This is a genomic window from Sphingomonas sp. GW821-FHT02B09 (genome assembly GCF_059421875.1).
The window spans coordinates 1600712-1618995 of the sequence record NZ_JBWKVV010000001.1; the positions used below are offsets into that span (position 1 = coordinate 1600712).

Genomic DNA, 18284 nt, shown 5'->3' on the forward strand with positions numbered 1-18284 from the left:
GTGGGTGAATCGTCTTGAGCGACCTTCCCGAGCCGCTCGCCCAATGGTTCGCCACCCGCGGCTGGCGGCCGCGTCGCCACCAGCTCGACATGCTGCGCGAAGGCCGCGCCGGCCGCCACGCGCTGCTCGTCGCCACCACCGGCGCGGGCAAGACGCTCGCCGGCTTTCTGCCGACGCTGGCCGAGCTGATCGAAGCGCCGACCGAGGGCCTGCACACGCTCTACGTCTCGCCGCTCAAGGCGCTGGCGGTCGACATCCAGCGCAATCTCGTCACGCCGATCGACGAGATGGGCCTGTCGCTGCGCGTCGAGACGCGCACCGGCGACACGCCGAGCGACCGCAAGGCACGCCAGCGTATCCGCCCGCCGCAGATCCTGCTCACCACCCCCGAATCGCTGTCGCTGCTGCTCAGTTACCCCGACAGCTTCACGATGTTCGAAGGGCTGCGGACGATCGTCATCGACGAGGTCCACGCCTTCGCCACCGGCAAGCGCGGCGATCTCCTGTCGCTGTGCATGGCACGGCTGCAGCGGATCAGCCCCGGTCTGCGCCGCGTCGCGCTGTCGGCGACGGTGGCGGACGGCGACGGCTATCGCGCCTGGCTCGCGCCCGACGGCGATATCGATCAGGTCGCGATGGTGCAGGGCGAGGCGGGCGCCGATCCCAATATCGCCATCCTGCTGCCCGAGGACCGGGTGCCGTGGTCGGGCCATTCGGGCCGCTATGCCGCCGAACAGGTCATGGCCGAGATCGAGCTGCACAAGACCTCGATTATCTTCTGCAACACGCGCAGCCTCGCCGAGCTGATCTTTCAGGATCTGTGGAAGGTCAACACGCTGAGCCTGCCGATCGGCGTCCACCACGGCAGCCTCGCGCTGGAGGCGCGACGCAAGGTGGAGGGCGCGATGGCGTCGGGCCGGTTGCGCGCGCTGGTCGCCACCGCCAGCCTCGACCTCGGCGTCGACTGGGGCGACGTCGACTGCGTCATCCAGATGGGCGCGCCCAAGGGCTCGTCGCGGCTGCTCCAGCGCATCGGCCGCGCCAACCACCGGCTGGACGAGGCGTCGGAGGCGATCCTCGTCCCCGGCAACCGCTTCGAATATCTCGAGGCGCGCGCCGCGCTCGACGCGGTCGAGGCCGGCGAGCTCGACCCCGACCTGTTCCGCCCCGGTGCGCTCGACGTGCTCGCGCAGCACGTCATGGCGATGGCCTGCGCGGCGCCGTTCGATCAGGCGGCGCTGCTCGACGAGGTGCGTTCCGCTCTGCCTTATTCGGCGCTGACCGACGAGACGTTCGATCGCGTTCTCGGCTTCATCCGCGACGGCGGCTACAGCCTCAAGGCGTACGACCGCTTCAAGCGGCTGACGCAGGAGGCGGACGGCCTGTGGCGCGTCAGCCATCCGAAGTTCGTGACGCAGCACCGGCTCAACGCCGGCATCATCGTCGAGGCGACGATGCTCAACGTCCGCTTCAAGAACGGCCGCAATCTCGGCAAGGTCGAGGAGGGCTTCGCCGCGCAGCTCAGCCCCGGCGACACCTTCTTCTTCGCCGGCCTCAGTTGCGAAGTGCAGAAGATTGACACCGAGGATCTGATCGTCCGCGCCTCGTCCAAGCCGGCGCGTATCCCGACCTATGGCGGCAGCCGCATGCCGCTGTCGACCAACCTCGCCGATCGCGTGCGCGGCTTCCTCGCCGATCCGACGCAATGGGCGCGCTTCCCCGACGACGTGCGCGAATGGCTGGAATTCCAGGCGAAACGCTCCGCTTTGCCCCGCCCCGGCCAGCTCCTCGTCGAAACATTCCCCCGCGAGGGGCGCAACTATATGGTCGCCTACAGTTTCGAAGGCTGGAACGCGCATCAGTCGCTCGGCATGCTGATCACCCGACGCATGGAGGCGGAGGGGCTGAAGCCTTTGGGTTTCGTCGCCAACGATTATGCCCTTGCGGTCTATGGTATCGAGAAGATCATCGATCCCGCCGCCTTGTTCAGCCCCGACATCCTCGAACACGAGTTCGTCGACTGGGTGCAGCAGTCGCACCTGCTCAAACGCGCCTTCCGCGAGGTCGCGGTGATCGGCGGCCTCGTCGAGCGCCAGCATCCCGGCAAGCGCAAGACCGGGCGGCAGGTGACCTTTTCGACCGACCTGATCTACGACGTGCTGCGCAAATACGAGCCGACGCATCTGCTGCTCCAGGCGGCGTGGGACGATGCCCGCGCCCGCATGACCGACGTCGGGCGGCTCGCCGGCCTGCTCGATCGGGCGGCGGAGACGATGCTCCACGTCGATCTCGAGCGTGTCACGCCGCTGGCGGTGCCGGTATTGACGCTGATCGGCCGCGAGAAGGTGTCGACCGGCTCGGCCGACGACCATCTGCTGATCGAGGCGGAGGCGCTGGCGGCGGAGGCGATGCGGATCGATTGACCAAATCCTCCCCCGCAAGGGGGAGGAATGATCTACACCGTCACCTGTTCGCCCAGCTCCAGCACCTTGCCCGGCGGGATCTTCAGGAATTCCGTCGGGTCGGCGGCGTTGCGCTGCATGAACATGAAGATGCGGTCCTGCCACAAGGGCATGCCGACATCCGCCTCGGGCTTGAGCGTGTTGCGGCCGATGAAGAAGCTGGTCTTCATCGCGTCGAGGCTGCGCATCTCGGTCTTGCCGCCCACCCCGAGATCGGCGGGCACGTCGGGCGATTCCATGAAGCCGTAATTGAGCACGACGATCTCGAAATTGTCGTCGAGCCGCTCGCTGGTGCGGCGATGCTCGGCGTCGACCACCGGCCGGTCGGTGGTGCGGATGCTGACCACCAGATTGCGCTCGTGCAGCACCTTGTTGTGCTTGAGATTGTGCAGCAGCGCGCCCGGTGCCGAGCGCGGGTTGGCGGTGAGGAACACCGCGGTCCCCGGCACGCGCTCGGGCGGCCGCTTGGCGAGCGCGGCGGCGAGGTCGGCGAGCGGAATGCTCTGCCGCGCCTCGAACGCGCGGACGATGCCCTTGCCGCGCACCCAGGTGTAGATCAGCAGACCGATGCTGGCGGCGATCACCAGCGGCACCCAGCCGCCCTCGACGACGCGCAGGATGTTGGCGCCGAAGAAGACGAGGTCGAGGCACAGGAACGGCAGGATCGCCGCCAGCGCCCATGCGCGCTTCCAGTGCCAGACGTGCCGTGCAACGAGATAGCCGAGCAGCGTCGTCACCACCATCGTCCCGGTCACCGCAATGCCATAAGCGGCGGCCATCGCCGACGAGGTCTTGAACTGGATGATGAGGATCAGCACGCCGACCAGCAGCAGCCAGTTGATCGCCGGCAGATAGATCTGCCCGGCGAAATCGGCCGAGGTCTGGCGCAGCTTCATCCGCGGCAGCAGCCCGAGCTGCACCGCCTGCTGGGTCAGCGAGAAGGCGCCGGTGATCACCGCCTGGCTGGCGATGACGGTGGCGAAGCCGGCGAGCACGATCAGCGGCCCGCGCACCGATTCGGGCGCCATCAGGAAGAACCAGTCCTGGTTCTTGAACGCGGTTCCCGCCGCCTGCGCCGCCTCGAGATGCGACAGCGCGAACGCCCCCTGCCCGAGATAGTTGAGCATCAGCGCGGGGAAGACGAGGATCAGCCAGGCGATGCGGATCGGCTTCTTGCCGAAATGGCCCATATCGGCGGTCAGCGCCTCGGCGCCGGTGACGGTGAGGAACACCGCGCCGAGCACGAACAGCCCGACCGTGCCGTGCGTCGCGAGGAAGCGGATGCCGTAATGCGGCAGCAGCACGCGGAAGATCGAGGGTTCGTCGGCGATATGCCAGATGCCGAGGCCGCCGATCGTCAGGAACCAGAGAATGCAGACCGGACCGAAGAGCTTGGCGACGATCGCCGTGCCGCGCCGCTGGATGAAGAACAGCGCGACGAGGATCGCGATCGTCAGCGCGCGGATCGTGCCTTCGTCGAAGAATTTGGCGGCGCTGGGGATCGTCCGCAGCCCCTCCATCGCCGACAGCACCGACAGCGACGGCGTAATGATCGCATCGCCATAGAACAGCGCCGCCCCCGCCGCGCCGAGCACCAGGGCAACCCGGCTGCGCATCCCGAGCGAGCGCCGCGCCAGCGCCGCCAGCGCGAGCACACCGCCCTCGCCGTGATTGTCGGCGCGCATCAGGAACAGCACGTATTTGACCGTGACGATCAGCGTCAGCGTCCATAGCGCGAGGCTGAGCACGCCGAGGATCTCGCTGGGGTCGATCCCGTCGGCGGCGGACTGCTGCAACGCCTCGCGGAATGCGTAGAGCGGGCTGGTGCCGATATCGCCGAACACGACGCCGATCGCGCCGATGGTCAGGCCGATCAATGCGGGGTGGGACGATTGATGGGAAGCGGGTGCTTCGACGGCGAGCGACATGCGCGCGACTACCCCTGACAAAAGCCTTCCGGCGGAAGGACGGCGCGCTTTACGCCGATTGGCCGGCCGCGCAAGCGGATTTGCGCGTGGCGGCACAAGCGCTTGATCGCCCGTCCCTTTGCGGGCAAGGCGGGGCCATGGTTCCCTTTTCGTTCGGTGGTCACGCGCTCTATGCCCTGCCCGAGGGGGCGTTGCTGTGGCCGGCGCGGCGCGCGCTGCTCGTCGCCGACCTGCATTTCGAGAAGGCGAGCTGGTATGCCGCGCGCGGCCAGATGCTGCCGCCCTATGACTCGCTGGCGACGCTCGCCGACCTCGCGAGGCTGGTGCAGGCGACCGGCGCGGAGGAATTATGGTGCCTCGGCGACAGTTTCCACGACAGCGACGGCTGCGAGCGGCTGCCGCAGGAGGCGCAGATCCGGCTGCGCGCACTGACCGAGGGGCTACGCTGGACGTGGATCACCGGCAACCACGATCCTGACATCAAGGACCGCTGCGGCGGCGAGACCGCGGACGAGGCGGAGGTCGACGGCCTGATCCTGCGCCACGAGGCCGACCCCGACGAGACGCGTCCCGAGCTGTCGGGCCATTTCCACCCCAAGCTGCGCATCCATGTGCGGGGCAAGAAGGTGGCACGGCGCTGTTTCGTCGCCACCGCGCGCAAGATCGTGCTGCCGGCCTTCGGCGCGCTGACCGGCGGGCTCGACGTCGACCACCCCGCGCTGACCAAGGCGGTCGGCCGCGGCGCGGAAGCGCTGGTGCCGGTGGAGCAAAGGCTGCTGCGCTTCCCGATCGCCGCCTGACTAATTCCTCCCCCGCAAGGGGGAGGGGGACCGTTCGGCGTCAGCCGAATGGTGGAGGGGGAGGAAAGGGCGGGAGTGTTGCAACGAGGCTCCCGCCCTTTCCTCCCCCTCCGTCACCGCTTCGCGGTGCCACCTCCCCCTTGCGGGGGAGGACTTGGGGTCACCGATACAGCGTCGGGAAGCCGGCCTTGAATGCCGCGACCTTGGGCTTGTCCCAATGGACGATGTACGGATGCGTCGGGTTGCGATCGTAGAAATTCTGGTGATACGCCTCGGCGGGGTAGAAGCCGCCCTGCTCCAGCTTCGTCACGATCGGCGCGGGGAAGCTCTTCGCCGCCCCGAGCTGCGCGATATAGGCCCGCGCCACCGCCGCCTGCCGCGCATCCTGCGGGAAGACCGCCGAGCGATAGCTCGGCCCGCTGTCCGGCCCCTGCCGGTCGCGCTGCGTCGGATCGTGCGCGATCGAGAAATAGACGCGCAGCAGCGTCGCATAGCTGACCACGCGCGGGTCGTAGACCAGTTTCACCGCCTCGGCATGGCCGGTACGCTCGGTCGAGACCTGATCGTAGGTCGCGGTACCCGCGGCGCCGCCGGCATAGCCCGCGGTGACCGAACGGACGCCCTTCACATGCTCGAACACCGCCTCCATGCCCCAGAAGCAGCCGCCCGCGAACACCGCGGTCTGCATGCCGGCACCAGCCGGCACATCGGCCTTGGCCGCGGGGATCGGCACCGCACGTTCGGCTTCGGCGAAGCCGGTGGAGGCAAGCACGGCGGCGGCAGCGCCGGCGATCGGCAACAGGATTTTCAGCATGTTACACAGATGGGAAGCCCCGCACCGCTCGCCAAGAGCCGCGGGGCGGCAGGATCACTGCGCCTGGACGATCGGCGAGGCGGCGGGGATGGGCTGGACCGACTGCGCGCTCGCCGGATGCAAGGTGACGACGCCGACTGCGCCGATGGCGAAGCCGCCGACGAATTGCCAGAAGAAGCCGCTCTTGATCACCTTGCGCATGACGCATGCCTTTGTTGTCGGGCGAGCAGGTCATTCACCCTGCCCTATTGCAGACGCCGAGATCGTCTCTCTGCGCCCGGTTCGCAATATCATTTATAGAAACGCTGCATTAACGCCGCGTGGCCGCAGCGTTCATCGATCAGCAGGGTAGCCGCCGCCGGCTCAGCGCAGGTCGGCGCACGCCTGCTGGATGCGCTCGCACGCCTTGCGCAGCAACGCGTCCGAGGTCGCATAGCTGATCCGCATCGCCGGCGAGAGGCCGAACGCCGCGCCCTGCACCGCCGCGACCTTGGCATCGTCGAGCAGATAGCCGACGAAATCCTCGTCGCTCTCGATCTTGCGGCCGTTCGGCGTGGTCTTGCCGATCAGCTCGGCGAAGGACGGATAGACGTAGAAGGCCCCCTCCGGCGTCGGGCAGGTCATGCCCGGGATCGCATTGAGCATCCCGACCACCAGATCGCGCCGCGTCTGGAAGGCGCGGCTGCGCTCCTTGAGGAAGTCCTGCGGGCCGGACAGCGCCGCCACCGCCGCCGCCTGCGCGGTCGAGCAGGGGTTGCTGGTCGATTGCGACTGGAGCTTGGCGATCGCCTTGATGAGCCACGGTGCGCCGGCGGCGAAGCCGATCCGCCAGCCGGTCATCGCATAGGCCTTGGAACAGCCGTTGACGGTCAGCGTGCGCTCGTACAGCTCGGGGCAGACTTCGGCGATCGTCGCGAAGCGGAAATCGTCATAGACGATATGCTCGTACATATCGTCGGCGAAGATCCAGACGTGCGGATGCCGCGCCAGCACCGCGCCCAGCGCCTTCAGCTCGTCGACCGAATAGGCCGCACCCGTCGGGTTGGACGGCGAATTGAGGATCACCCATTTGGTCCGGTCGGTGATCGCCGCTTCGAGCGCCTCGGGCGACAGCTTGTAATCCTGCTCCGGTCCGGCGACCGCGAACACCGGCGTACCGCCGGCGAACTGGACGACGTCGGGATAGCTCACCCAATAAGGCGCCGGGATCACCACTTCGTCGCCGGCATCCACCGTCGCGACGATCGCGTTGAACAAAGTATGCTTGCCGCCGACGTTCACCGTCACCTGGTCCGTAGTGTAGGTCAGGTTGTTGTCGCGCGCGAACTTGGCGACGATCGCCTGCTTGAGCTCGATCGTGCCGTCGACGTTGGTATATTTGGTCTTGCCGTCGCGGATCGCCTGGATCGCCGCTTCCTTGACGAAGTCGGGCGTATCGAAGTCGGGCTCGCCTGCGCCGAGGCCGATCACGTCGACACCCGCGCGCTTCAGCTCGAGCACGCGGCTGGTGATGGCGAGCGTCGGGGACGGGCTGATGCGGCCGAGGGCGGCGGAGGGCTTCATGAATCGGGCCTCGATGGCGGATAGGACGCCGCGCCTATAGCGACAGCACCGGCTCTTTCGCAATCGCAACAACTGCCGGCATCAGGCCGCGCAACGCATTTCCGACAAAAAATGGCGCGGCGAGATCATCCGGCGACAGATAATCCTCTGTTGCACGGCCGGTTTCGATCATTTCTGCGCGCAACGTGCCGGGCAGCAGCCCCAGCGCCAACGCCGGCGTCACCAGCCGCCCGTCCACGCCCGGCACGAACAGCGAGGTGAAGCTGCCCTCGGTCAGCAGCCCGTCGGGCCGGACGAAGACGACCTCGTCGGTCCCGGCTGCCTGCCGCGCCGCATCATAGAAGCCGCGATCGCTGGTCTTGTGGCGCAGGCGGAAGTCGCTCGTCGCGACGGGCAGCGGCACCACCGCGACATGCAGCGGCCGATCATAGGCCAGTGGCGCCGGGGCGATCTCGATCGCGATCGCGCCGCTTTGCGCGAGCAGCAGCCGGATGCGCGCCGCCGCGCGCAGGCGGAAGGTCGCGGCCTGCAATTCGTTGCGCGCGCCGTGCCGGTCGAAACGGAAGCCGAGCGCCGCCGCGCTCGCGGTCAGCCGCCGCAGATGGCGTTCGAGCAGCACCACGCCCTCCTCGGGATCGAAGGCCATCGTTTCGATCAGGTCGAGCGGTCGCTGCCCGGCGGTGACGAACGCGCCCTTGGCCTGCACCTCCGCCCATTCGTCGTCGGCGCGGCCGTCGGCGACGATCCCCGATCCCAGTCCCAGTTCCGCGACGTCCGCCCCGGCGGGGATCGCCAGCGTGCGGATCGCGACGTTGAACTCCGCATCGCCGCCCGCGTCGATCCGGCCGATCGCACCCGTATAGATGCCGCGTGGTGCCTCCTCGACCGTGGCGATCACCTCCATGCTGCGTTGCTTGGGCGCGCCGGTGATCGAGCCGCAGGGGAACAGCGCCGCCAGTACGTCCACCGCGTCGCGATCGGCATCGAGCCGCGCGGTGACGGTCGAGGTCATCTGGTGGACGGTCGGATAGCTTTCCACCGTGAACAGCGCAGGCACCGCGACGCTGCCCGGCGTCGCGACGCGCGCCATGTCGTTGCGCATCAGATCGACGATCATCAGATTCTCGGCGCGCTGCTTGGCATCGTCGCGCAGGCCGACAATCCGCGCCGCATCCTCCGCGGCCGTGTCGCCCCGCATCGCCGTCCCCTTCATCGGGCGGCAGGTGAGCCGGTCGCCGTCCAGTGCGAAGAACAACTCGGGCGACAGCGACAGCAGATGCCGCTCCCCGGTCGCGACGAGCGCGCCATGCCCCGCCGCCGCCCCGCGTCGCAGCCGTGCGTAGAGCGCCAGCGGATCACCCGCGACGGCGACATCGGCGCGCAGCGTCAGGTTCGCCTGATAGATGTCGCCCGCGCGGATCATCTCCAGCACGCGGGCCAGCGCCTCGTCATAGGTCGCGCGACCGATACGCGGTCGCGGCATCGCCGCCCATGCCCCCGCCGGATCGGGCAGCAGCGCCGCCACCGCGTCCGCGTCGAGCCGGTGGCAGTCGGCGAACAACCCGAACCACAGCAGCGGCTCGTCGCCGTTACGCGTAGCGACCGCGCGCGGCATCAGCGCCGCGCCTGCCTCATAGGTCAGATAGCCCGCGGCATGCAGCCCCCGCGCCCCCGCCGCGCGCAACGCCGCGAGCGCCGGCACCACCGCCTCCGGCGTCGCGGCACTGACGATCTCGAACGGATCGGTGTAGAGCCGCGCGCCGGCGCCATCCTGACGGGCATCGTCGAGCAGCACGAAGGGCGCGTTCAGCATCCGGTCACAAATGCACGGCGTGACGCCTTCCGCGCAAGCGGCGATTGCCGCCACTGCATCAGGGGCTTATCTCCCCGCCATGACCAGCACGCCGGCTCGCGCCACCCCCCTGAAAGCCGTCATCGTCCAGGTGACGCCGTTCCAGCAGAATTGCACCCTGATCTGGTGCACCGAGACGATGAGGGCGGCAATCGTCGATCCCGGCGGCGACCTGCCGCGGATCAAGGCGGCGGTCGCGCAGGCGGGCGTCACCGTCGAGAAGATCCTGCTCACCCACGGCCATATCGACCATGCCGGCGAAGCCAAGCCGCTCGCCGACGATCTCGGCGTGCCGATCGAGGGGCCGCATGAGGCCGACCGCTTCTGGCTGGCGCGGCTCGACGACGACGGCCGCAATTACGGCATGACCGGCGTCGTCTTCGAACCCGACCGCTGGCTGGTCGAGGGCGATACGGTGACGATCGGAAATCTGGAACTCGACGTCTACGAGACGCCCGGCCACACGCTCGGCCACGTCATCTTCCACCATGCGCCGTCGAAGTTCGCGCAGGTCGGCGACGTGCTGTTCCAGGGTTCGGTCGGCCGCTCCGACATGCCGGGCGGCAACCACAAGCAGTTGATCGAGACGATCGTCACCAAGCTGTGGCCGCTCGGCGACGACACCGCCTTCATCCCCGGCCACGGCAACCCCAGCACCTTCGCGCACGAGCGCGCCAACAACATGTTCGTCAGCGATCGCGCACTGGCCGAGTAAGGGCGGCGATCGTTGCGGCTGCGCAACTGGTAAATTGTTGGGCTAGAACGTTTCTGTCGGACACATATCTGGGGTGCCTCGTTGGCGGCGTGGGATTACCCCGCCGAGAGGATAAGCCGCATGGCCATCAAGTTTGCCGGAACGATGAACGCGATCAATCGCGGGCTCGACGAGACCAAGCCCAACAAGGGCGCCGACATGGTCGAGGATTGGGAAGCCGCGCTGGCCGACCTGGAGGTTTCGGGCGCCAAGGGCATACTGCGCGACCTGGGGTCGCTCCGCAAGCAGCTCGAAAAGGACCAGCCGGATGCCGATCGCGTCCATGCGCTGCTCCATCGCCTCGGCGCCGCGACGACCAAGATCGCCGACAAGGCGGACAAGTCGCAGGACAAGCTGAAGGCGCTGGGCGAAGCGCTGACCGAAGCGGGTGAAGACCAGCCCGACGAGGAAGAAGACACCGCCGCCGCCGCCGCTCCGAAGCGCGCGCGCAAGAAGGCGTGATGACGACGGGCGGGCGGCCGGACGGTCGCTCGCCCGCAATCCCGATCGTATCCACCGCCGAGCGCGTCGGATACGGTCAGGCGATGTCGAATTCGCCCGGCACGCCCCGCTCGCGGTAACGCCGCAGCGACGCGAGCAGCCTCACCCCCAGCTCCTCCAGCGTCACCGCCGCCACCCGCTCCTCCGCCGTTGCCGAGGAGCGCAGCACGTCGGCCATCGCGAGCTGCGCCTGGGTGATCCGGTCGATCGCCTGCAGACTGTGCATATGCTGGCGCAACGTCTCCGAATTGGCAGCGAGATCGTAAGCGAGATCGGCGAGCACGGTGGTCAGGCCGGCCATCTCGTCGGCGAGCGCATGCGCCAGCGCCGGCTCGACACCTGCGATCGCCGATGGCGCGTTCTGGATGAGACCGGTCATTTCGAGCACAATCTGATGACGCTGCGCGACAATTGATCGGGCGGGACGGGTTGCGATGCCATCCGGCGGGTCATGACGAAGCCGTCGGCGCGCTGTTCGGCGGGCGCGATGCAATAACCGCCGCCGGCCTGGAGCGCGCGGACGCCGGCCTCGCCATCCTCGCCGTCCGCGCCGAGCAGCAGCCCGACCGCTTCCGCGCCCGCCGCCTTGGCGACCGAGGCGAAAAGGATCGAAATCGACGGCCGCTCGCCCGCAACCGCATCGCGCGCCAGCATGCGTAGCCGACCATTCGGCCACCCATCGACGACGACGTGATGATCGCCCGGCGGCGCGAGATAGATCGTCCCCTGTTCGATCGCCATCCCGTCCTCGGCGAGCACGATCTTCGGGGCGATTTCGGCGGCCATCTTGTCGATCAGCGTGCCGGCAAGCCCGGCGCCGAGATGCTGGACGACCACCGTCGGCGGGCAATTGGCGGAGAAGCTGCCGAAGAGGTCGAACAACGCCTGCGTCGCCGCCGCCTCGCCGCCGATCGCGAGCAGGCGACCGTTCCACTCGATCGGCGGCGCCGCGACCGACTTGCTTGCCGCACTGCTCTTCACCACCGCGCCCTTGGCGGCCTTGATCCGCTTGCCGAGCTTGGCGAGGATCTTGTCGAACTCGGCGGCCACCGCGACCTTCGGCTTGGGAAAACAGTCGATCGCGCCGAGCCGCAGCGCCTCGATCGAGGCTTCCGCCCCCGCCTCGGTGCGGGTGGAGAACATGATCACCGGCATCGGACGCTCGACCATCAGCTCGGCGAGATAGTCGATGCCGCTCATCCCCGGCATCTCGACGTCGAGCGTCATCACGTCCGGGTGGAATTGCTGGCGCATCGCGCGCGCCTCCTCCGCACCGTCCGCGGAGCCGACGACGACGACGCCGGGGATCCGCTCCAGCGCGCCGGACAGCAGGGCGCGCATGGTAAGCGAATCATCGACGACGAGAACTTTGACCGCAGCGGCCATGGTCAGGCTTCCTTGCACGAAAATGGAGATAAAAAGGGAGGAACGTCCGCAGACCGGCCAGCTTTATCGAAATGCGACGGACGGTCGGGTCATGCCGCGTCGGGCAGCGCCATCGTGCTGTCGATCAGCCGTTCGAGCGCCAGCACCAGGATCAGACGCTGGTCGATCGTCGCCAGCCCTTCGAGGAACTGCGCCGCGGGCGTCTCGCCGATGTCGGGCAGCGGCTGCATGCCGTCGTCGGGCACGGTGACGATGTCGTTGACCGCATCGACGATCAGGCCCTGCAATTGCTCGCCGATGCGCACGACGATGATGACGTGGCGCGCCGACGGATCGGTCATCCCCCAGCCGAGCCGATGGCTGAGATCGAGCACTGGCAGCACGATGCCGCGCAGGTTGACGACGCCGCGGACGTGCGGCGGCACGTTGGGCAATGGGGTGGCGGGCGACCAGGCGCGGATTTCGCGGATGGCCATGATATCGACGCCGAGGATCTGCTCGCCGATCTGGAAGGTGATGAGCTGGCGGGACATGAAACGGTCTCCTGAAAGGGCGATCAGTGCAGCACGCGGCGGATCGCCGCGGCGAGCTTTTCCGGATGGAACGGCTTGACGATCCAGCCGGTCGCGCCGGCGGACCGCGCGCGCTGCTTCTTCTCGTCGGAGCTTTCGGTGGTCAGCACCAGGATCGGCAGGTTGCGATGGCGATCCTGTTCGCGCACCTTCTCGATCAGGCCGAAGCCGTCGAGCCGCGGCATGTTGATGTCGGTGATCAGCAGGTCCGGCTCGACGCCGTTCAGCCGTTCCAGCGCCTGCACGCCGTCTTCCGCCTCGAGCACCTCATAGCCGAGATCGGTGAGCGCCGCTCTCAGCAGCATCCGCATGCTGGGCGAATCGTCTACGGTCATGATGGTGCTGGGCACGGAACTTCCTTCATTGGGATAATTGGATCGCATCAGAAAAACTCGACGTCGCCGACCGCTGCGACCGGGACGGGGACAGGAGCGACGCGCAGCTGCTCGACCGGGCGGACATTGGCGACGCGGCAGCGTGCGAGGCCCAGCGTCGGGCGAAACTCGACCCGGCGGGCGCCATAGCCGCCCACGTCCTCGCCGACCAAAGCGATCCGCTCGTCACGCAGGAAGCGACGCGCGAACAAGGCGTTGGTCGCGCCGATGTCGCGGAAGCCGTCGCGCAGCGAGGCACCGCCATAGATCCGCGCCTTCAGGTTGGTGCGCGTCGCGCCCATCGCCAGCATCGCGTTGATCAGCACCTCCATCGCATAGACGCCGTAGCGCTGCAGCGACGAGACGTCGGTGTCGTTGGTGCCCGGCTCGGCGAGCAGGAAATGGTTGAGACCGCCGACCTTGACGACGGGATCGAAAAGGCAGGCGGAAATGCAGCTGCCCAGCACGGTAGTCAGCACCGCCTCGGGATCGTCCGACACCTTGGTCTCGCCCTGCATGATCGTGATCCGTCGGAGACCATCGACCGTCCGCGCGGCGCTCTTCATGCGCGGCACTCGGTGAGCAGGCGCGCCGCGATCCGCGACAGCGGCAATTGCACCGTCACCGCGCCGATCTGCTTGGCGGCGGCGGGCATGCCGTAGACGACGCAGCTGTCCTGGTCCTGGCCGATCGTCATCGCGCCGGCATCCTTCATCTTCTTCAGGCCCTCGGCGCCGTCGGCGCCCATGCCGGTGAGGATCGCGCCGACCGCCGAGGCGCCGGCCCAGCGCGCCACCGACAGGAACAAGCGGTCGACCGAGGGGCGGTGGCCGCTCATCTTCTCGTCGGCGACCAAGCGGCAGCGGCGCAACGTGCCGCCGGTAACCTCCAGATGGTGCGAGCCGCCCGGCGCGACATAGACATTGCCCGGCTCCAGCGGCGCACCCGAGCGCGCGACGCTGACCTGCGGCGCCGACAATCGATCGAGCCGCGCGGCGAAGGTCGGCACGTAGGTTTCGGGCATGTGCTGGACGATCACCGTCGGCGGGCAATTGGCCGGGAAGCCCGACAACAGCTCGATCAGCGTCTCGACGCCGCCGGTCGACGATCCGATCGCGATCATCGCATCGGGGCGCGGTTCGTAATCGGCGGCGGGCTTGGCGGCGGGCGTGACGAAACGCGGGCGCCGGCGGCTCTTGGCGGCGGTGCGGACCAGCTCGGCGAGATCGTCGCCCAGCCCTTCGCCGAACGCGGTCTTGGGCTTTTCGTAACAGTCGAACGCGCCGAGTTCGAGCGCGCGGATCGTTGCCTCCGCCCCGCGCCCGGTCAGCGTCGACAGCATGACCACCGGCATCGGCCGCAACCGCATGATCTTCTCGAGGAATTCGAGGCCGTTCATGTCGGGCATCTCGATGTCGAGCGTGATGACGTCGGGGTTGAGCGCCTTGATCATTTCGCGCGCGCTATGCGGTCCGTCGGCGGTGCCGATCACCTCGATATCGTCGTACCGCGACAGGCGGTGCGACACCATCGCGCGCATCGTCGGCGAATCGTCGACGATCAGGACGCGGGTCGGCGCGGTCTTGGGATGCGAGGCGATCATGACGCTACCTTCTGGAAAGTGGTCCGCCCGACGCAGGTGAACCGCGGCGCCACCGACGCGGCGAGCCGCTCCGAATGACCGATGTAGAGGAAGCCGCCCGGTTCGAGCTGGTCGGCGAGCCGCGACTGCAACCGCTCCTTCGTCGCCTCGTCGAAATAGATCATCACGTTGCGGCAGAAGATCGCGTCGAACATGCCGCGCATCGGCCATGATTCGAGCAAATTGAGCTTGCGGAACGCGACCCGCTCGCGGACCAGCGGATGCACCTCCGCCTGGTCGCCGTCGCGCGCCACCCAGACCGAGCGCAGCGGCTGCGGAATGCTCGCCGCCGTCTCCAGCGAATAGCGGCCGGCGCGCGCCGCCTCGAGGATCTCGGTCGAAAGATCGGTGCCGAGGATGCGCAGGTCGGTCCGCGCCAGCCGCTGCCCGTTGCCGCGTTCGGTGCCGAACATCGCCATCAGAAGCGAATAGGGCTCCTCCCCGCTCGAACAGGCCGCCGACCAGATCCGTACCTTGCCACGCGACGCGAGCCGCTGGTCGAGCGCGGGCCAGGCATGGTCCATGAAATGGTCGAAGTGATGCGATTCACGGAAGAAGCTGGTGTGGTTGGTGGTCAGCGCGTCGAGTGCGCGGGTGCGTTCGAACTCATCCTGATCGATCAGCTCGATGTAATCGGCGAAGCGGGTCAGGCCACAGGCGCGCACCCGCGGCGCGAGCCGGCCATAGACCAATTGCATCTTGCCCGGCGGCAGCAGGATGCCCGCCGCGTCATAGACGAAGGCGCTGATCGCCGCATGATCGGCGGGCTCGAAGCGGAATTCGGTCGGGCGGTTCGCCGCCAGCATCACCGCGCTCATGCGGCGAGGCCCAGCGGCGCGGCGGCGACGCGGTCGCGGCGCCAGCGCGAGATCAGCGCATCGACGTCGAGGATCAGCGCGACGCGCCCGTCGCCGAGGATGGTCGCACCGGCGAGACCGGGGATCGCGGTGTAATTCGCCTCCAGGCTCTTCACCACGACCTGCCGCTGGTCCTGGATCGTGTCGACCATCAGGATCGCCTGACCGACGTCGGATTCGACGACGATCAGCACCGCCTGCGACGGATCGGTCTGCGCGCCGTCGATGCCGAGCTGTTCGGCGACGCGATGCACCGGCACGTAGGACCCGCGCACGTCGAGCAGCGAGGCGCTCGGCCCGAGCACCTTCACGCCATCCTGATCCGGACGCAGGCTCTCGACGATATGGCCGAGCGGGATGACGAAGGTCTGGTCGCCGACGGTGACGATCATGCCGTCGAGCACCGCCAGCGTCAGCGGCAGCGACAGCGCGAAGCTGGAGCCCGAGCCGAGATGCGAGGTGATGCCGATCCGGCCGCCGAGCGCCTGGACGTTCTTGCGCACCACGTCCATGCCGACGCCGCGACCCGAGATGTTGGAGACGGTCGCCGCGGTCGAGAAACCCGCCGCGAAGATCAGATTGTCGGTCTCCTCGTCGCTCAGCAGCGCATCGGCGGCGATGATGCCGCGTTCGACCGCCTTGGCGCGGACGCGCTTGCGATCGATGCCGCGGCCGTCGTCGGCGACGGTGATGACGATCCGTCCGGAATGATGCGCCGCCGACAGCGTCACCACACCTTCTTCCGGCTTGCCCGCGGCGAGCCGCTCGGCCGGCGTTTCCAGGCCATGGTCGACCGCGTTGCGGATGAGATGGGTCAGCGGCTCGCCGATCCGTTCGACCACGGTCTTGTCGACCTCGGTCATCTCGCCGACGATATCGAGGCGGACGCGCTTGCCGGTCTCGACCTCCAGCTCGCGGATGATGCGTGGCACGCGGCTGAACACCGTCTTCATCGGCTGCGCGCGGATCGCCATCGTCGATTCCTGCAATTCGCGCGTCAGATGGTCGAGGTCGGTCAGTTCGGAAATCCCCGCCATCGCATGTTCGGACAGGCGCTGCGCCAGCATCGCCTGGGTGATGACCAGCTCGCCGACGAGATTGACCAGCCGGTCGAGCTTGTCGAGATCGACGCGGATCGTCTGCGCGGGCGGCGCCACCGCGGCGCGCGGCGCGGCCGGCTCCGGCGGCAGCAGCGGCACCACCGGCGCTGGTTCGGGTGTCGCGGCCACCGGGGCAGGCGCCGGCGCCGGGGCGGGCGCATCGAAGTCCGCGTCCAGCGTCGGCAGCGGCAGGTCGAACGGCAGATCGTCGTCATTGTCCGCGGTGACCGCGCCACCGATCCGCTCGATGCGCAATTCGCATTCGCCCATGAATTCGAAGATCGCCCGGATGTCGTCCTCGGCGACCGCCGCCGGCACGATCGCGGTCCAGCCGAGATAGCAGCGCTCGGGATGCAATTGGGTGAGCGGCGGCAGCGCCGACAGGTCGGCGGCGAACACCTTGCCGTCCAGCATCGTCAATTCGCGCAGCAGCAACAGCGGATCGCCGCCATTCTCCAGCGCATCGGCACCGGGGACGAAGGTCACCTGCCAGTCACCCGCCGCACCGGCCGGCGCGGGCGCCTCGCACAGCGCGAACAGATCGTCGAAATCGTCGCCGGCGAACGCCACCGGCGCGAAGCCCGTCTCGTCGGCGACCTCCTCGGCAGCGGCCGGTGCCGCCGGGGCGGCGGCCGCAGGCGCGGCGTCCGGCGAGGCGGCGGCGACCAGCCGCGCGAGCATCGCGCCGTCGGCGGGCGGTTCGCCGCCGTCGCGCGCCGCGGTGACGTGGTCGCTCAGCATGTCGAACGCACCGACGATCGTGCCGAGCAGGTCGGAGGTCAGCGTCAGCGTGCCGTTGCGCACCAGGTCGAGCAGCGTTTCATATTCGTGCGCATAGGCCTGCAACCGCTCGTGACCGAAGGCGCCGGCGCCGCCCTTGATCGAATGGACCGCGCGGAAGATCGTGTTGATCGTCTCGGGATCGTAATCGCCCTGGCGGACGCTGCCGAAGCTCGCCTCCATCGTGGCGAGGCCTTCGTCGCATTCCTGAAAGAAGATCTGCTGGATCTCGTCGAGGTTCATCATCAATCCTTTCAGGCGGCCAGATCGCGATCGTCGTCGCCCGGCAGGCCGAGCGCCGCGTCGAGCCCGGCGAGCGCGATCATCCGCGCCAGCGCCTCGCTGGGCTGGTCGAGCCGGAAGTCCACATCCTGTTCCGCCGCGGTGGCGCGGGCGCTGGCGAGCACCTGGAGGCAGGCGAGGCCCGCGCGCGTCACCTCGCTGCCGTCGAGACGGACCGGCTCACCGCGGTCGATGCGGTCGAGCAGCGCGATGCGCAGCGGGCCGGCCGCCGACGTATCGAGCGTCTCGGGGAGCAGGGAAGTGGCGGGCGAGGACATGCGGGTTCGACTTTCGATACGTTCGAAACGGGTTAGAATTCGGACCAGTCGTCACCGGCGACCGCGACGGCGGTCACCCGGCGCGACTGGCCGGCGAGGCGCCGGCCTTCGTCGGCGGCGCGGCGCTGCAGACGGTGGACGCGATTGTCGGTCGGCACCGCCTTCAGCGCCGGCTGGACCGGGCGCCCGGTGCGGAACCGCACCATCTGCGCGACCAGTTCGCTGGCGTCGGCGGACAGGTTGCGCGCAGCGGCGGTCGCCTGCTCGACCATCGCCGCATTCTGCTGCGTGACGCCGTCCATCTCGCCGACCGCGACGTTGACCTGCTGCAAGGCGGTC

19 protein-coding genes are annotated in these 18284 nt (G+C 68.4%); 4 read left to right on the plus strand and 15 right to left on the minus strand.

All coding sequences use genetic code 11. The features are described 5' to 3' along the window. Positions 1–14: 14 nt before the first annotated feature. Positions 15–2423, plus strand: coding sequence for a ligase-associated DNA damage response DEXH box helicase (locus tag AC07U4_RS07440; protein WP_495194931.1), 2409 nt, complete (start codon positions 15–17; stop codon positions 2421–2423). 32 nt (positions 2424–2455) lie between these two features. Here AC07U4_RS07440 and AC07U4_RS07445 read toward each other — a convergent pair whose 3' ends face one another. Further along, positions 2456–4390, minus strand: coding sequence for a potassium transporter Kup (locus tag AC07U4_RS07445; protein ID WP_038661650.1), 1935 nt, complete (start codon positions 4388–4390; stop codon positions 2456–2458). 137 nt (positions 4391–4527) lie between these two features. On the opposite strand from AC07U4_RS07445, the gene pdeM reads away from it, so the two are divergent. Then, positions 4528–5190: a ligase-associated DNA damage response endonuclease PdeM gene (pdeM, locus tag AC07U4_RS07450; protein ID WP_038661653.1), complete on the plus strand. Its 663-nt coding sequence runs from the start codon at positions 4528–4530 to the stop codon at positions 5188–5190. Between the two features lie 160 nt (positions 5191–5350). Here pdeM and msrA read toward each other — a convergent pair whose 3' ends face one another. The 4 genes from msrA to pabB all read right to left on the minus strand — a co-directional run bounded on the left by msrA (position 5351) and on the right by pabB (position 9380). Then, on the minus strand, positions 5351–6004 hold the full coding sequence (gene msrA / locus AC07U4_RS07455) for a peptide-methionine (S)-S-oxide reductase MsrA (RefSeq protein WP_495180500.1): 654 nt from the start codon (positions 6002–6004) through the stop codon (positions 5351–5353). Between the two features lie 54 nt (positions 6005–6058). Continuing rightward, positions 6059–6205: a hypothetical protein gene (locus AC07U4_RS07460; RefSeq protein WP_169742535.1), complete on the minus strand. Its 147-nt coding sequence runs from the start codon at positions 6203–6205 to the stop codon at positions 6059–6061. 162 nt (positions 6206–6367) lie between these two features. Further along, positions 6368–7567 (minus strand): pyridoxal phosphate-dependent aminotransferase, encoded by a 1200-nt coding sequence (locus AC07U4_RS07465; RefSeq protein WP_495194932.1) that lies wholly within the window; start codon positions 7565–7567, stop codon positions 6368–6370. A 34-nt stretch (positions 7568–7601) separates the two neighbouring features. Further along, positions 7602–9380 (minus strand): aminodeoxychorismate synthase component I, encoded by a 1779-nt coding sequence (gene pabB / locus AC07U4_RS07470; protein ID WP_495194933.1) that lies wholly within the window; start codon positions 9378–9380, stop codon positions 7602–7604. A 79-nt stretch (positions 9381–9459) separates the two neighbouring features. Between pabB and AC07U4_RS07475 the strand changes: the two genes are divergently transcribed. Then, on the plus strand, positions 9460–10134 hold the full coding sequence (locus AC07U4_RS07475) for an MBL fold metallo-hydrolase (RefSeq protein WP_495194934.1): 675 nt from the start codon (positions 9460–9462) through the stop codon (positions 10132–10134). A 120-nt stretch (positions 10135–10254) separates the two neighbouring features. Beyond that, on the plus strand, positions 10255–10635 hold the full coding sequence (locus AC07U4_RS07480) for a hypothetical protein (protein WP_245640884.1): 381 nt from the start codon (positions 10255–10257) through the stop codon (positions 10633–10635). Between the two features lie 76 nt (positions 10636–10711). Here the strand turns inward: AC07U4_RS07480 and AC07U4_RS07485 are convergent, their stop codons facing one another. From AC07U4_RS07485 to AC07U4_RS07530, 10 genes are all read right to left on the minus strand, one after another. Continuing rightward, positions 10712–11053 (minus strand): hypothetical protein, encoded by a 342-nt coding sequence (locus AC07U4_RS07485; RefSeq protein ID WP_495194935.1) that lies wholly within the window; start codon positions 11051–11053, stop codon positions 10712–10714. Further along, a complete protein-coding gene (locus AC07U4_RS07490) occupies positions 11050–12060 on the minus strand; it encodes a chemotaxis protein CheB (protein ID WP_495180497.1) in 1011 nt (336 codons plus the stop codon). The genes AC07U4_RS07485 and AC07U4_RS07490 overlap by 4 nt, the downstream gene beginning before the upstream one ends. Positions 12061–12149: 89 nt before the next feature. After that, positions 12150–12593: a chemotaxis protein CheW gene (locus AC07U4_RS07495; RefSeq protein WP_038661673.1), complete on the minus strand. Its 444-nt coding sequence runs from the start codon at positions 12591–12593 to the stop codon at positions 12150–12152. 23 nt (positions 12594–12616) lie between these two features. Next, positions 12617–12982, minus strand: a complete 366-nt coding sequence (locus AC07U4_RS07500; RefSeq protein ID WP_495194936.1) for a response regulator — start codon at positions 12980–12982, stop codon at positions 12617–12619. A 32-nt stretch (positions 12983–13014) separates the two neighbouring features. Then, positions 13015–13572, minus strand: coding sequence for a chemotaxis protein CheD (locus tag AC07U4_RS07505; protein WP_038661678.1), 558 nt, complete (start codon positions 13570–13572; stop codon positions 13015–13017). Further along, positions 13569–14609 (minus strand): protein-glutamate methylesterase/protein-glutamine glutaminase, encoded by a 1041-nt coding sequence (locus AC07U4_RS07510; protein ID WP_052075574.1) that lies wholly within the window; start codon positions 14607–14609, stop codon positions 13569–13571. Before AC07U4_RS07510 ends, AC07U4_RS07505 begins: the two co-directional genes overlap by 4 nt. Next, a complete protein-coding gene (locus tag AC07U4_RS07515; protein WP_495194937.1) occupies positions 14606–15466 on the minus strand; it encodes a CheR family methyltransferase in 861 nt (286 codons plus the stop codon). Before AC07U4_RS07515 ends, AC07U4_RS07510 begins: the two co-directional genes overlap by 4 nt. Then, positions 15463–17628, minus strand: a complete 2166-nt coding sequence (locus AC07U4_RS07520; RefSeq protein ID WP_495194938.1) for a chemotaxis protein CheA — start codon at positions 17626–17628, stop codon at positions 15463–15465. Before AC07U4_RS07520 ends, AC07U4_RS07515 begins: the two co-directional genes overlap by 4 nt. An 11-nt stretch (positions 17629–17639) precedes the next feature. Continuing rightward, positions 17640–17945, minus strand: a complete 306-nt coding sequence (locus AC07U4_RS07525) for an STAS domain-containing protein (protein WP_038661682.1) — start codon at positions 17943–17945, stop codon at positions 17640–17642. Between the two features lie 32 nt (positions 17946–17977). Next, positions 17978–18277, minus strand: a complete 300-nt coding sequence (locus tag AC07U4_RS07530) for a hypothetical protein (protein ID WP_495194939.1) — start codon at positions 18275–18277, stop codon at positions 17978–17980. Positions 18278–18284: the final 7 nt, after the last annotated feature.

Coding starts and splice junctions, on each gene's coding strand:
- AC07U4_RS07445 (WP_038661650.1), bottom strand. CDS start 4,390: ATGTCGCTCGCCGTCGAAGCACCCGCTTCCCATCAATCGTCCCACCCC.
- pdeM (WP_038661653.1), top strand. CDS start 4,528: ATGGTTCCCTTTTCGTTCGGTGGTCACGCGCTCTATGCCCTGCCCGAG.
- msrA (WP_495180500.1), bottom strand. CDS start 6,004: ATGCTGAAAATCCTGTTGCCGATCGCCGGCGCTGCCGCCGCCGTGCTT.
- AC07U4_RS07460 (WP_169742535.1), bottom strand. CDS start 6,205: ATGCGCAAGGTGATCAAGAGCGGCTTCTTCTGGCAATTCGTCGGCGGC.
- AC07U4_RS07465 (WP_495194932.1), bottom strand. CDS start 7,567: ATGAAGCCCTCCGCCGCCCTCGGCCGCATCAGCCCGTCCCCGACGCTC.
- pabB (WP_495194933.1), bottom strand. CDS start 9,380: ATGCTGAACGCGCCCTTCGTGCTGCTCGACGATGCCCGTCAGGATGGC.
- AC07U4_RS07475 (WP_495194934.1), top strand. CDS start 9,460: ATGACCAGCACGCCGGCTCGCGCCACCCCCCTGAAAGCCGTCATCGTC.
- AC07U4_RS07480 (WP_245640884.1), top strand. CDS start 10,255: ATGGCCATCAAGTTTGCCGGAACGATGAACGCGATCAATCGCGGGCTC.
- AC07U4_RS07485 (WP_495194935.1), bottom strand. CDS start 11,053: ATGACCGGTCTCATCCAGAACGCGCCATCGGCGATCGCAGGTGTCGAG.
- AC07U4_RS07490 (WP_495180497.1), bottom strand. CDS start 12,060: ATGGCCGCTGCGGTCAAAGTTCTCGTCGTCGATGATTCGCTTACCATG.
- AC07U4_RS07495 (WP_038661673.1), bottom strand. CDS start 12,593: ATGTCCCGCCAGCTCATCACCTTCCAGATCGGCGAGCAGATCCTCGGC.
- AC07U4_RS07505 (WP_038661678.1), bottom strand. CDS start 13,572: ATGAAGAGCGCCGCGCGGACGGTCGATGGTCTCCGACGGATCACGATC.
- AC07U4_RS07510 (WP_052075574.1), bottom strand. CDS start 14,609: ATGATCGCCTCGCATCCCAAGACCGCGCCGACCCGCGTCCTGATCGTC.
- AC07U4_RS07515 (WP_495194937.1), bottom strand. CDS start 15,466: ATGAGCGCGGTGATGCTGGCGGCGAACCGCCCGACCGAATTCCGCTTC.
- AC07U4_RS07520 (WP_495194938.1), bottom strand. CDS start 17,628: ATGAACCTCGACGAGATCCAGCAGATCTTCTTTCAGGAATGCGACGAA.
- AC07U4_RS07525 (WP_038661682.1), bottom strand. CDS start 17,945: ATGTCCTCGCCCGCCACTTCCCTGCTCCCCGAGACGCTCGATACGTCG.